The sequence below is a fragment of the Clostridium carnis genome, from assembly GCF_054657435.1.
Map to the genome: position 1 here is coordinate 2,110,702 of NZ_BAAHYS010000001.1, position 12,529 is coordinate 2,123,230.

Consider the following 12,529-nt stretch of genomic DNA (forward strand, 5'->3'; position numbering starts at 1 on the left):
AATAATTTGGAGGTGTTTTATGAAATCATTAATAGATTTACATTGTCACACAATATCTAGCGGCCATGCTTATAGTACTGTAAAAGAAAATATAGAGGGTGCCTTAGAAAGTGGAATAAAAATATTAGGTACATCAGATCATGGACCACAAATGCCAGGAAGTGCAACAGTTATGCATTTTTATAATTTAAGGGTTATAAAAAAAGAAGTAAATGGAATAAGAATGTTAAATGGTGTAGAGGCTAATATAATTGATTATGATGGTAATATAGATATACCAGAAGAACTTTTAGAAAGTCTAGATTATGTAATTGCAAGTTTACATCCACCTTGTATTAAATTTGGAACAAAAGAAGAAAATACAAAAGCTATTTTAGGCGCAATAAAAAATAAATATGTTAAAATAATAGCTCATCCAGATGATAGTAGATATCCTATAGATTATAAAGCTATGATAATTGCAGCAAAAGAGAATAATGTATTGCTTGAAATAAATAATTCATCACTTAATCCTAATGGATATAGAGAAGGGGCTTGGGATAACTATAAAGTAATGCTAAATTTATGCAAAAAATATGAGGCAAAAGTTATATTAGGAAGTGATGCACATATTTGGTATGATGTCGGAAATTTTAATAACTGTGAAAAATTAATTAAAGAAATTAATTTTCCATTAGAGTTAGTAGTAAATTATAATGAAGAGGACTTAAAGTTATTTGGATTAATTTAAAGAAAAAGGAAATGGAGTTTATATCCATTTCCTTTTATAATTTTACTTCTCTTTTTTTTATTCGATTATTTGTTGCAATTCGTAAAAGTTGATATAAAACACTGAAAGTTGGAATTCCAATTAACATTCCAATTAATCCCATTGTACTACCACCAACAAGCATTGCAAGCATTACCCATATAGCAGATAAGCCTACTGAATTACCAACAACTCTAGGATAAATAATATTACCTTCAAACTGTTGAAGTACAAGAATAAATATTATAAACCAAAATGCTTTCATTGGATCTATTATTAAAATAATAAATGCTGAAGGTATTGTTCCAATAAAGGCACCAAAAATAGGAATTAAACTTGTTACAGAAACAATAACGCTTATTAATAATGGGTAGGGCATAGAAAGAACAACCATACCGACAAAACATAGCACACCAATTATAACAGCTTCAGTACATTGCCCAGCAATGAATTTATAAAAAGTAACATTTGTTATTTTTCCTACATTTATAATATAGTTTGAAACTTTATTTGGAATAAAGGCGTAAAGAACTTTTTTTAAGTGATATATTAGTGTTTCTTTACTTGATAGCATATATATAGCTAATACAAGTGAAAGGAAAAAGTTAATTATACCTGTAGTAAAATTAATAGTTACATTTAATAATCCAGATAAAGAAGAACCTAAAAGTTGGCTCCCAATTTGAAGTAGTTCTTTCCAAAACTTCATAATCTCAGGTCCAATTTTATCAAATAAGTTAGTAGAACTTATATATTGAGTTGCTAAAGCTTCTAAAGATTTAACATAGCTTGGCACAGTATCTATTAAAGTAGACATACTATCTATTAGTTGAGGTATAATAAATAATATTAAGGCTATAAGAATACCAGCAACTGTAATAATAGTAGTCAAAATAGAAAATGAACGTTTAAATCCTTTTAATGATTTAAATTTAGGTTTGTCTAAGAAAGAAAAAACCTTATTTTCAAAGAAATTCATAGGTATATTTAAAATAAAAGCAATTGCAATTGCAACGATAAATGGGCTAAGAATATTTAGAACTGTACTTAAACCACTTACAATAGATTTAAATTTCAAAAGAATAAATAATAAAATTATTATATAAGTTGCAAGTATAATATTGTTCTTAAGTTTTGAATTAATTTCTTTCAATAAAAGTACACATCCTTTACATATTAATATTTCTATTAAAGATAATTATACATATGTTAGATAATTATGACAATTGAAAAAAGAAAGGAATATTTAAATATATAATTTTATTTTTGTGTAAATTTGTAATATTAATTTAAAATATATATAATTAAATAGAAAACATAAAATATGTAGGAGTGGAGATTATATGAGTAAGGTTAAAGTAAATGATGTAACTATGTTAGCTGAAACAAAATATTTAAAGCTATATGATGCTCAATATACAAATAAAAATGGAGATGAAAGACATTGGACTATAGCATCACGAAAAGATTTAGATACAGTCAAAAAGCACTTTTTTAATGGATTAGAGGAAAAAATAGATGCAGTAATAATAGTTGCAACTCATGTAGAATCAAATAAGCTAGTTATAATAAAACAATTTAGAGTTCCAATTAATAATTATGTATTAGAACTTCCAGCCGGTTTAGTAGATTTGGGTGAAGATGGATTTGAAACAACTGTTAAACGAGAATTAAAAGAGGAAACAGGATTAGATTTAATTGAAATAGATTATGAAAAAACAAAAACAAAAGTATATGCTTCAGTAGGAATGACAAATGAGTCTTTTGCCTTGGTTTATTGTACTTGCAAAGGGGAAATATCTGACGAAAACTTAGAAGCTGATGAAGATATAGAGGCAATGCTAGTTTCTAAGGAGGAAGCAAAGGAAATTTTAAAATCAAATGAAAAAATAGATGTTAAAGCTTTAATGGCAATGCAAAAATTTATAGAAGAATAAAATATTAATTTAAATTATATAAATTAATTAAAAGGAGAAGAAAAATATTTATCTATTTTTCTTCTCCTTTTAATAACCTTTTTATGTTTGCTTTATGTCTCCAAAAAATTAAAATACAGCATATTAAAGTACCATACACATAAATTTTATTATACCCTAAAAGTAAAGTAGATAAAAATAAGGTTGTACCAAGTATCATTGAACGAACTGATACTATTTTTGTAAAAAGCTTAAGACCTAAAAAAACAGAAGCTGATATTATCATTGGAATTGGTAATATATAGGCAAATGCAGCAACAGTAGTAGCAACACCTTTACCACCTTTAAACTTTAAAAATACTGTATAGTTATGTCCTAAAATAGCAAATACTCCAACTAAAGTTAATGCTAAAGCTCTATTTATTGTTATAATTTCAAAATGTAAAAGTATATCAGTAGTTATAAGTGGAATAAGAGCTTTTGCCATATCACAAACTGTAGTAATAAAACCTAATTTTTTACCAGCAACTCTTTTTACATTAGTAGCACCGATATTTCCACTACCAAACTTTCTTATATCAATAGAACGATATTTCTTAACTAAAATATAGCCACTTGGTATAGATCCCATAATATATCCAAATAAAATTAATAAAGTTATCATAATGTACTCCTTAATATGTAGATTTACCTCTCTTAATAATATTTAAAAATAAGAATTATTTCAAGTATAATAAGGAAAAAATACTTTATAGTTGACTTTAAAATATAATGATAATATTATAAAATTCAGAAATAGTATTTTAATTATATAAGGAAGTGACAAAATGAAGGGGAAATTTGATTCATTTGAAATTGCAATGTTAATTAAAGATATATATTCAAGTACAACACATATAATAAGTGATAGTTTAAAAGATAGTGGCTTAACATATCAGCAAATAATGGTTATTAAAATTATTGCTCATAATGGTGAGGTAACAATTTCAGAGCTATGTGAGGAAATGTCATTAGCAAAAGCAACAGTATCTGGTATAGTTCAAAGATTAGAAGCTGCAAATTATATTAAAAAAGTTAAACATGGTGGAGATAAGAGAAACACATATGTTAAATTTGCAGAAAAAGGATTAGAATTTGCAATGGAGTTTAGACATAAAATAAACGAAAGTTTTGATAAAATATTTGCAAACTTTACTGATGAAGAGGCTATAGTAATGAGAGAGGAACTTAGAAAATTAAGAGATAAAATAAAACAAAGTGAATAAAAAATAAATTTAAAGTTGACAAGATATCTTATAAAATATATAATAGTTCGCATAGGAACTAAATAGTTCTTATGCGAATTATTATATATTTTGGAGGAGATTTTATGGATACAAAATTAATTTTTGCAATAGTAACAATAACATTAGCACTTATATTTTACACAATAGGTGTATTTGCTGAAAGAAGGGCAAAAAGTTTAAATAAAAAGCATGTTATAATATTTTGGTTAGGATTAGTATTTGATACTACAGGAACAACTATTATGAGTAGTATTGCTAAATCAGGAGCAGCTAACATATCAGCTACATCTCAAATGATTCATGGAATAACAGGATTATTAGCTATAATATTAATGTTATTTCATGCAGTATGGGCAACATGGGTATTATATAAAAATGATGAAAATAAAAAGGTTGCATTCCATAAATTTAGTATTGCAGTTTGGATAGTTTGGTTAGTTCCATACTTAATAGGTGCAATTATAGGAATGATGTAATAATATTTATACTGACATATAAAATAATCACAGTATAAATTTAAAAGTTTATAAGAATATTTCAATTAATGTATAAAGATAAAGTACAAAAGCTCTATAATAAAGAGCTTTTTTGCGTTTAAAGAGATTTTTAATATAGTAATTATATTTCTATAGCTATTGAATATTCATTATTATCCTGTCTTTCTTCAAGAATTTTAATTATACCTTCTACTGTTAATATTTCTAAATTAATATTAGTATTTGCTCTAAGTTTATTTATATAATTTAAAGCATTTGAATTAATATTACCAGTGGTTAAAATAATCCCCTTTTTTATATTATTAGAAACCATAGCACCAACCAATCTTTCGCACATAAGTCGACTAGTTACAAAATCTTTATCCTTAGAATCTACATTATGTCTTCTACACTCTACGTATATTTTAGATTTATCAGTAGAAGTAAGGATTAAATTAACTCCATCATCATTAGATATTGGAGGTAGTTCAACGTCAATATATTTAGGATCATTTTCAAACAACCATTTACAGAAATATTCAAACTCTAAATCAGTCATTTTTTTGATGCTTTCTCTTTTTATGTTTATATTAAATTTAATTTTATTTTCTTTATATGATGTAATTCTTATTATAAGTGGTGCAGCAATTTTAAGAGCTATTATAGAAAGAATCATAATTATACTTATTTCAAATATATTCATTAAATATCACCTCCTTAGTAATTATTATCTAATATAGTTTTTTTAAACATTAAATTTTTTTAATTAGTAACAAATATAATAGTTTAAAAATACTTATATAGTAATAATAATTTAGATAGGAGAAGCAATATGCAAATGATGGATATGCTTTTAAATGGTCTTATGGGCGGTGCAATGGGAGGAAACCCTATGGGTGGAGGCTCTGGTATGGGTGGCCCTATGGGAGGAAATCCTCTTATAAATATGCTATTAGGTGGAATGATGCCAGGTGGAAATCCTATGGGAGGAATGGGAAATCAAATGGGTGGCATGGGAAATAATCCTTTAAGTATGTTAATGGGAGGAATGAATAATCCTAATAGATCAAACAGTTCCAATGGAATGAATAATGGAAATGGAATGAATCAGCTATTAAGTATGTTAATGGGTGGAAATAATCCAATGAATATGAATAATAATAATCCAATGAATAATATGGGAAATAATCCTTTAGGAATGTTTATGAATAGTATGAGTGGACAAGGAGGACAAAATAGAAATTCTGGAAATACTACACAGTCAAATAATATGAATAATTCTATAGATATGAATCAACTAATAAACATGTTAATGAATGGTAATAATCAACAAGGAAATCAGGAACAAGGTACACAAGGAGCACAACAAAATAATCCATTAAATATGCTATTTGGAGCAATGAATAATAATCCTAATAATATGCCTCAAAATAATATGTCTCAAAACAATAACAATATGAATAATAGAAGGAGTGGTAAAAAGAGTTCAAAAAGACGGTAAATATAATAATATATTTTATGAAAAATATATTTAGGTAAAAGAGAATGTTAAATCATTTAGCCTAAATTAAGCATTAACTTATTATAAATGTTAATGCTTAAAGGTATTAATTTTACATAATAAAACAATATGGAAACAAGAAAATTAGAAATATAAAAAGAAAATCAAGTGGTAGATGGATATAATATAATAATATTGTGGGTGCAATTTACACAAAAACCATTAAAAAATATAAAAAGTATCAATAAAATGTATATTTTATTATAATTAAAATGTTATAATCATTAAACAGAAAGAGTGAAAATAAGTAGGATACTATTTTATTAATAAAGATAGCAGGTGATTTGATGACAAATAATACATTTTTACCAATAAGCAAAGAGGATATGAATGAAAGAGGTTGGGAGCAATGTGACTTTATAATAGTTACAGGGGATGCCTATATAGATCATCATAGTTTTGGAACAGCAATTATATCAAGAGTATTAGAACATGCAGGATATAAGGTTGGAATAATTCCACAACCAGATTGGCATAGTACTAAAGATTTTATGAAGCTTGGAAGACCAAGACTTGGATTTTTAGTAAATGGCGGAAATATGGATTCTATGGTTAACCATTATACAGTAAGTAAAAGGAGAAGAGATAAGGATTTATATTCTCCAGGTGGGAAAATGGGTTTAAGACCAGATAGAGCGACAATTGTTTACTGTAATAAGATAAGAGAAGCATATAAAAATGTTAATATTGCAATAGGTGGTATTGAAGCTAGCCTTAGAAGGTTTGCTCATTACGACTATTGGGGTAACAATGTTAGAAACTCAATACTTATAGATAGTGGAGCAGATTTACTTATATATGGAATGAGTGAAAAGCAAATAGTTGAAGTTGCAAATGCGTTAAATGATGGATTTGAAGCTAAATACATAAGACATGTTAATGGAACATGCTACATAGTAGATTCTTTAGATGAACTTTATGGAGATTATATTGAAATACCAAGTCTTAAGGAAGTAGTAGCAGATAAAAGAAAATATGCAGAGGCCTTTAAAGTACAATATGACGAACAAGATCCAGTAAGAGGAAGACAGCTAGTACAAAAGCATGGAGATAGATATGTTGTAGTTAATAAGCCAGAAATGCCATTAACAAGAGAAGAGTTAGACGAAGTATATGCACTTCCATATGCAAAAAGTTGTCATCCTATATATGATAAAGATGGTGGTATAGCAGCTATAGAAGAAGTTAAATTTAGTATAGTAAGCTCTAGAGGATGTTTTGGTAACTGTTCATTTTGTGCAATAACTTTCCATCAAGGAAGAGCTGTACAAAGTAGAAGTGAAAAGTCAATTTTAGATGAAGCTGTAGAAATTACTAATTTAAAAGACTTTAAAGGATATATACATGATGTAGGTGGCCCAACAGCAAACTTTAGAAAGCCAGCTTGTAAAACACAGCTTACTTTAGGAGCATGTAAACATAAGCAATGTTTAACACCAAAGCCATGTAAAAATATGATAGTAGATCACTCAGAGTATCTACAATTATTAAGAAAAATAAGAAAACTTCCAAAGGTTAAAAAGGCTTTTGTTCGTTCAGGTTTAAGATATGATTACATAATGGCAGATAAAAACGATACATTCTTTAGAGAACTTGTAGAACATCATGTAAGTGGTCAATTAAAGGTTGCACCAGAGCATGTAGCTGAAAATGCATTAAAATATATGGGAAAACCAGCAGGTGATACATATAATAGGTTTAGAGAAAAGTTCTTTAAAATAAATAAGCAATTAGGTAAGGAGCAATACTTAATTCCTTATTTAATGTCAAGTCATCCAGGTAGTGGATTAAAAGAAGCTATAGAGCTTGCAGAATATTTAAGAGATACTAAATATCAACCAGAGCAAGTTCAAGATTTTTACCCAACACCAGGTACGCTTTCAACAACTATGTTCTATACAGGATTAGATCCTTTAACTATGGAAGAGGTTTATATTCCTAGAACAAGAGAAGAAAAGGCTATGCAAAGAGCACTTCTTCAATTTAAAAATCCTAAGAATTATAATTTAGTTTATGATGCATTAATGCAGGCTGGAAGAGAAGACCTTATAGGAAATGGGCCAAAGTGTTTAATACAATCAAAAGAAACTAGATATATAGCTAGTATGAAAAGAGCACAAGGTTCATCATCAGGATCAGGGTATAAAGGTAAATCTAAGAATAAAAATAAAGATAATAAGCAAGGTGCTAAAGGTAGAGGAAAACAAGAACAATCTAGAGGAAAAGCTGGAAATAGAGAAAAGTTAGCTGAAAAAGATTTTAGAGGAAAAGGAACTACTCCAAAATCAAAAAGCAAAAGCAGAGGTCCAGCAAAGCTAAGATTAAAAAAGAAATAATTTTTAAAATAAGTAATCAGTAAAATGGTTACTTATTTTTTATGTAATTAGAATTTATTTTTACTTTTTATTAAAATGTTGTAAACTAAATATAAAGGTAAAAATTTTACTATACTGTAAAGTAGCTTATTAAGAAATGATATAGCAAGGTATCAAAATTTTACAATAAAACATTAATATTAGGAGGAGAAAGAGATGATTAATAAGGATTTTATTTTAAATACTGCAAAAAATTTATTAGAATTTGATAGTCCAAGTGGGTTTTGTTTTGACATAATGAAGCTTATAGAAAAAATCACTTTAGATTTTGGATATAAATTTGAAACAACTAATAAAGGCTGTGGAATTATTACTATAGAAGGAAAAAGTAATGAGAAGGTAGTTGGGCTATCTGCTCATGTAGATACTTTAGGAGCTATGGTTAGATCAATTACAAGTAATGGAACGTTAAAGTTTACTCTAATAGGTGGACCAATAGTGCCTACATTAGATGGAGAGTATTGCAAAATAAGAACAAGGGATGGGAAAATATATACAGGAACATTTTTAAGCACTAGCGCTGCTGTTCATGTTTATGAAGATGCTAAGGATAAACCTAGAGATCCTAAAAATATGGAAGTAAGAATAGATGAAAAAGTAATGTCTAAGGAAGATGTTAAAAACTTAGGAATTTGTCTAGGAGATTTTATATTTATAGATCCAAAGACCACTATTACTGAAAGTGGATTTATAAAATCTAGATTTATAGACGACAAGGGTAGTGTTGCAGCACTTATGGGACTATTAGAAGTTTTAAGTAGAGAAAAAATAGTGCCTGCATATACAACTAAAATATTAATATCAACTTATGAAGAGGTTGGACATGGAGCTTCATATATACCACAAGATATAACAGAAATGATTTCTGTTGATATGGGATGTATTGGAGATGATTTAAGTTGCAGTGAATATGATGTATCAATTTGTGCAAAAGATTCAGGTGGTCCATATGATTATAATATGGTAACTAAATTAGTAGAGCTTTCAAAAGAAAATAATTTAAATTATGTAGTAGATATATATCCAATGTATGGATCAGATGTAGGAGCAGCTTTAAGAGGCGGAAATGATATAAGGGGAGCACTTATAGGACCTGGTGTTCATGCATCACATGGTATGGAAAGAACTCATTATGATGCTTTAGAAAATACTATAAAGCTTCTTATAGAATACTTAAAATAGGCAATAAAAAATACTTACGGTAATAACTTAGAAGTGGGATTTAGAAATTGAATCTCATTTTTCATTGCTAGAAGTACAAATAATAGAAAATATATAAATTAAATATTAAATGGGACAATTTTAAAATTGTCCCATTTGCTTATGACTATTTATAAAATTTAGATTAAAAACATAGTAATAATTAAAATTGATGAGCTACTAATGTAACTAAGTTATCTTTTAAGTAAACTCTAGGAACTCTTCTTCCAATTAAGCAAAATAACTCATAATTAATAGTTCCAAGAAGTTTAGCCATATCATCTCCGTCAAATTTAACTTTTTTATCATTTCCAAGTAAAATAACTTCATCACCTAAATTAATATTATCTAAATCAGTTATATCAACCATACATTGATCCATACAAACATTTCCTACTATAGGAGCAAGTTGTCCGTTAATAATAACTTTACCTTTATTTGATAATCCACGAGAATAACCATCAGCATAGCCTACAGGAATTGTAGCTATTTTAGTTTTTCTAGTAGACTTAAAAGAGTTTCCATAACCTATAAATTCATCTTTATCTATTTCTTTAATATAAAGAACTTTAGTTTTCCAAGTTAATACAGGTTTAAGGTCAATAACTTCTTTTCTTACTTCATCTGATGGATAATAGCCATATAAAATAATACCAGGACGGACATTATTGTAATGATTTAAAGGTAAATCAATAATTCCAGCACTATTGCAGAAGTTCTTATTTCCTAAACATACATTTTTATTATTAAGCTCATTAATAAAATAATCATAATTTTCAAGTTGCTTATAGCAATATTCTTTATCATTAGAATCAGCTTTAGCAAAGTGAGAAAACCCACTAACTATTTTTAAATTTTCCAAATTAGAAATTTTAGTTATTTCATCAATGCTTTCTTTAGTTTTTCTAAATCCTATTCTTCCCATACCTGTATCAAGAGCTATATGAATATTAATAATTTTATTTAATTCTTTAGCTCTTTTATTAAGGTTATATGCAAACTCATAACTAGAAACAGTAGGCTCCATAGAATAGTTAATTATGCTATCAATAGCAATATCTTCACTAATTCCTAGAATCATTAAAGGACAATCTATTTTATTTTGTCTAAGCTCAATTCCTTCAAGTACATTTGCAACAGCTAGCTTTTCTATACCATTTTCAAGAAGTACCTTAGAAATTTCTACAGCTCCATGACCATAAGCATTTGCTTTAACAACTCCTATGATTTCACTATTAACAGTATGAGATTTTATTTGATTTAAGTTATATATAAAATTATTTAAATTAATTTCAACCCAAACAGGATGTAATAAGTTCATTACTAAAACTCCTTTGTTATTATTTGTTAATTGACTAAAAAGTAAATTCATTGATACTATTATATCAAGTAACTGATAGTGTTAATAGTATCAGTTTTTATAAATTTAATGATACCAGAAGGAGAATTTTATGGATATACTTACAATAACTTTAAATAATAATAGCAAAATACCTTTATATGAGCAAATTTATAATTTTATAAAGGCTGAAATACAAAAAGGGAATATAGAATCAAATTGTAAATTACCATCAAAGCGAAAATTAGCTAAATATCTTCAGATAAGTTTAAATACAGTTGAAGCTGCATATGAGCAGTTAGTAGCAGAGGGATATATAATATCTAAACCTAAAAAAGGTTATTTTGTATGTGAAATAAATGGATTTTTAAAGTCTAATAGAAAAAGTAATAAATTAAAAGAAAAAAATAATATAAATAAAATTTCATATAAGTATGAGTTTTTGTCAAGCAGGATAGACTTAGAAAGTTTCCCTTATACTATATGGAGAAAAATAATAAAGGATATTATTTTTGAAGAAAATAAAAACTTGTTACAAATAGGGCATTCTCAAGGTGATTTAAATTTAAGGGAAAGTATAGCAAATTATATTCACTACTCAAGAGGTGTAGTTGCAAATGCAGATGAAATAGTAATAGGAGCCGGTACAGAATATTTATTTCAAATATTAATAAATTTAATAGGAAGAGAAAATATATATGCTACAGAGAATCCAGGGTATTTTAAAATAAGAAAAATATTAGAAACTCACGGAATAAATTCTATTGGTATAGATGTTGATAATCAAGGTGTAAATGTGGATAAATTAAGAAAAAGTAAAGCGAATATTATTCATACAACGCCATCACATCAATTTCCGCTAGGAATTATTATGCCTATTAGTAGAAGAATGGAATTATTAAATTGGGCAGAAGAAAAAGAGGATAGATATATTATAGAGGATGATTATGATAGTGAGTTTAGATTTTATGGTAAACCAATTCCAGCAATGCAAAGTCTTGATAGAAATGGAAAGGTTATTTATATAGGAACATTTTCTAAATGTTTAGCACCATCAATGAGAATAGCATATATGGTATTACCTAAAAGTTTATTAGAAAAATATAAAAGAAGCTTTAGCTTTTATGCCTGTACAGTATCAAGAATTGAACAGCAAGGACTATGTAGATTTATAGAAAATGGGTATTTTGAAAGACATTTAAATAAGATGAGAAACATATATAAAAAGAAAAGAGAACAATTAGTTACATTAATAAAAAATAACTTTAAAAATACAGAGATAATAGGTACAAATTCAGGATTACATTTATTATTAAAAGTTAATAATGGAATGAGTGAAAGAGAATTAATTGAAAAAGCAAAAAATGCTAAGATAAAGGTATTAGGAATATCTAATTCATATAAGGGAGAATTAGATAATAAATATTTTGGAACTATATTTTTAGGTTATGCAAGTTTAGAAGAAGAAAATTTAGAAGAGGCAATAATTTTATTAAAAAGTGTATGGTTTGAGTAAAAGTATAAATTATATATATTAACAAAAAGTAAATAAATTAATAATTTAATTTACAAAATCACAATTTAATGATGTTTATGTTAAGATATAATTAAATTGTGTTAAAGAATAA

12 protein-coding genes are annotated in these 12,529 nt (G+C 26.9%); 8 read left to right on the forward strand and 4 right to left on the reverse strand.

Features of this window, described 5'->3' with window-relative positions; translation table 11 throughout:
• Positions 1 to 19: 19 nt before the first annotated feature.
• Positions 20 to 730: a phosphatase gene (locus tag ACYQ1T_RS10150; protein WP_459834522.1), complete on the forward strand. Its 711-nt coding sequence runs from the start codon at positions 20 to 22 to the stop codon at positions 728 to 730.
• 34 nt (positions 731 to 764) lie between these two features.
• On the opposite strand, the gene ACYQ1T_RS10155 is transcribed toward ACYQ1T_RS10150, so the two are convergent.
• Positions 765 to 1,901 carry an AI-2E family transporter gene (locus ACYQ1T_RS10155; RefSeq protein ID WP_459834524.1) on the reverse strand — a complete coding sequence of 379 codons (1,137 nt, stop codon included), beginning with the start codon at positions 1,899 to 1,901 and terminating at the stop codon, positions 765 to 767.
• Between the two features lie 190 nt (positions 1,902 to 2,091).
• Here ACYQ1T_RS10155 and ACYQ1T_RS10160 point away from each other — a divergent pair, with 190 nt between their 5' ends.
• Complete coding sequence (locus tag ACYQ1T_RS10160) at positions 2,092 to 2,685, forward strand: NUDIX hydrolase (protein ID WP_459834526.1); 594 nt, start codon at positions 2,092 to 2,094, stop codon at positions 2,683 to 2,685.
• Between the two features lie 52 nt (positions 2,686 to 2,737).
• On the opposite strand, the gene plsY is transcribed toward ACYQ1T_RS10160, so the two are convergent.
• The gene (gene plsY, locus ACYQ1T_RS10165) at positions 2,738 to 3,328 is read right to left on the reverse strand and encodes a glycerol-3-phosphate 1-O-acyltransferase PlsY (protein ID WP_459834528.1); all 591 of its coding nucleotides are present in this window, start codon (positions 3,326 to 3,328) and stop codon (positions 2,738 to 2,740) included.
• Between the two features lie 163 nt (positions 3,329 to 3,491).
• On the opposite strand from plsY, the gene ACYQ1T_RS10170 reads away from it, so the two are divergent.
• Together ACYQ1T_RS10170 and ACYQ1T_RS10175 are read left to right on the forward strand one after the other, a co-directional pair.
• Positions 3,492 to 3,929, forward strand: coding sequence for a MarR family winged helix-turn-helix transcriptional regulator (locus tag ACYQ1T_RS10170; RefSeq protein WP_459834530.1), 438 nt, complete (start codon positions 3,492 to 3,494; stop codon positions 3,927 to 3,929).
• 104 nt (positions 3,930 to 4,033) lie between these two features.
• On the forward strand, positions 4,034 to 4,426 hold the full coding sequence (locus tag ACYQ1T_RS10175) for an HsmA family protein (RefSeq protein ID WP_459834532.1): 393 nt from the start codon (positions 4,034 to 4,036) through the stop codon (positions 4,424 to 4,426).
• A gap of 142 nt (positions 4,427 to 4,568) precedes the next feature.
• On the opposite strand, the gene ACYQ1T_RS10180 is transcribed toward ACYQ1T_RS10175, so the two are convergent.
• A complete protein-coding gene (locus tag ACYQ1T_RS10180; RefSeq protein ID WP_459834534.1) occupies positions 4,569 to 5,129 on the reverse strand; it encodes a restriction endonuclease in 561 nt (186 codons plus the stop codon).
• Between the two features lie 129 nt (positions 5,130 to 5,258).
• On the opposite strand from ACYQ1T_RS10180, the gene ACYQ1T_RS10185 reads away from it, so the two are divergent.
• The 3 genes from ACYQ1T_RS10185 to ACYQ1T_RS10195 all read left to right on the forward strand — a co-directional run bounded on the left by ACYQ1T_RS10185 (position 5,259) and on the right by ACYQ1T_RS10195 (position 9,544).
• A complete protein-coding gene (locus ACYQ1T_RS10185) occupies positions 5,259 to 5,927 on the forward strand; it encodes a hypothetical protein (protein ID WP_459834536.1) in 669 nt (222 codons plus the stop codon).
• Positions 5,928 to 6,274: 347 nt separating this feature from the next.
• Complete coding sequence (locus ACYQ1T_RS10190) at positions 6,275 to 8,323, forward strand: YgiQ family radical SAM protein (protein ID WP_459834537.1); 2,049 nt, start codon at positions 6,275 to 6,277, stop codon at positions 8,321 to 8,323.
• A 195-nt stretch (positions 8,324 to 8,518) separates the two neighbouring features.
• Positions 8,519 to 9,544 (forward strand): M42 family metallopeptidase, encoded by a 1,026-nt coding sequence (locus ACYQ1T_RS10195; RefSeq protein ID WP_459834538.1) that lies wholly within the window; start codon positions 8,519 to 8,521, stop codon positions 9,542 to 9,544.
• 181 nt (positions 9,545 to 9,725) lie between these two features.
• On the opposite strand, the gene alr is transcribed toward ACYQ1T_RS10195, so the two are convergent.
• Positions 9,726 to 10,883, reverse strand: coding sequence for an alanine racemase (gene alr / locus ACYQ1T_RS10200; protein WP_459834539.1), 1,158 nt, complete (start codon positions 10,881 to 10,883; stop codon positions 9,726 to 9,728).
• Between the two features lie 130 nt (positions 10,884 to 11,013).
• Between alr and pdxR the strand changes: the two genes are divergently transcribed.
• Positions 11,014 to 12,417: a MocR-like pyridoxine biosynthesis transcription factor PdxR gene (gene pdxR / locus ACYQ1T_RS10205; protein WP_459834540.1), complete on the forward strand. Its 1,404-nt coding sequence runs from the start codon at positions 11,014 to 11,016 to the stop codon at positions 12,415 to 12,417.
• The last annotated feature ends 112 nt before the right edge of the window (positions 12,418 to 12,529 follow it).

What these genes read in the sequence shown, in the direction of transcription:
- alr (WP_459834539.1), bottom strand. Translation starts at nt 10,883, where the DNA reads ATGAACTTATTACATCCTGTTTGGGTTGAAATTAATTTAAATAATTTT.
- pdxR (WP_459834540.1), top strand. Translation starts at nt 11,014, where the DNA reads ATGGATATACTTACAATAACTTTAAATAATAATAGCAAAATACCTTTA.
- plsY (WP_459834528.1), bottom strand. Translation starts at nt 3,328, where the DNA reads ATGATAACTTTATTAATTTTATTTGGATATATTATGGGATCTATACCA.
- ACYQ1T_RS10170 (WP_459834530.1), top strand. Translation starts at nt 3,492, where the DNA reads ATGAAGGGGAAATTTGATTCATTTGAAATTGCAATGTTAATTAAAGAT.
- ACYQ1T_RS10175 (WP_459834532.1), top strand. Translation starts at nt 4,034, where the DNA reads ATGGATACAAAATTAATTTTTGCAATAGTAACAATAACATTAGCACTT.
- ACYQ1T_RS10185 (WP_459834536.1), top strand. Translation starts at nt 5,259, where the DNA reads ATGCAAATGATGGATATGCTTTTAAATGGTCTTATGGGCGGTGCAATG.
- ACYQ1T_RS10150 (WP_459834522.1), top strand. Translation starts at nt 20, where the DNA reads ATGAAATCATTAATAGATTTACATTGTCACACAATATCTAGCGGCCAT.
- ACYQ1T_RS10180 (WP_459834534.1), bottom strand. Translation starts at nt 5,129, where the DNA reads ATGAATATATTTGAAATAAGTATAATTATGATTCTTTCTATAATAGCT.
- ACYQ1T_RS10195 (WP_459834538.1), top strand. Translation starts at nt 8,519, where the DNA reads ATGATTAATAAGGATTTTATTTTAAATACTGCAAAAAATTTATTAGAA.
- ACYQ1T_RS10190 (WP_459834537.1), top strand. Translation starts at nt 6,275, where the DNA reads ATGACAAATAATACATTTTTACCAATAAGCAAAGAGGATATGAATGAA.
- ACYQ1T_RS10160 (WP_459834526.1), top strand. Translation starts at nt 2,092, where the DNA reads ATGAGTAAGGTTAAAGTAAATGATGTAACTATGTTAGCTGAAACAAAA.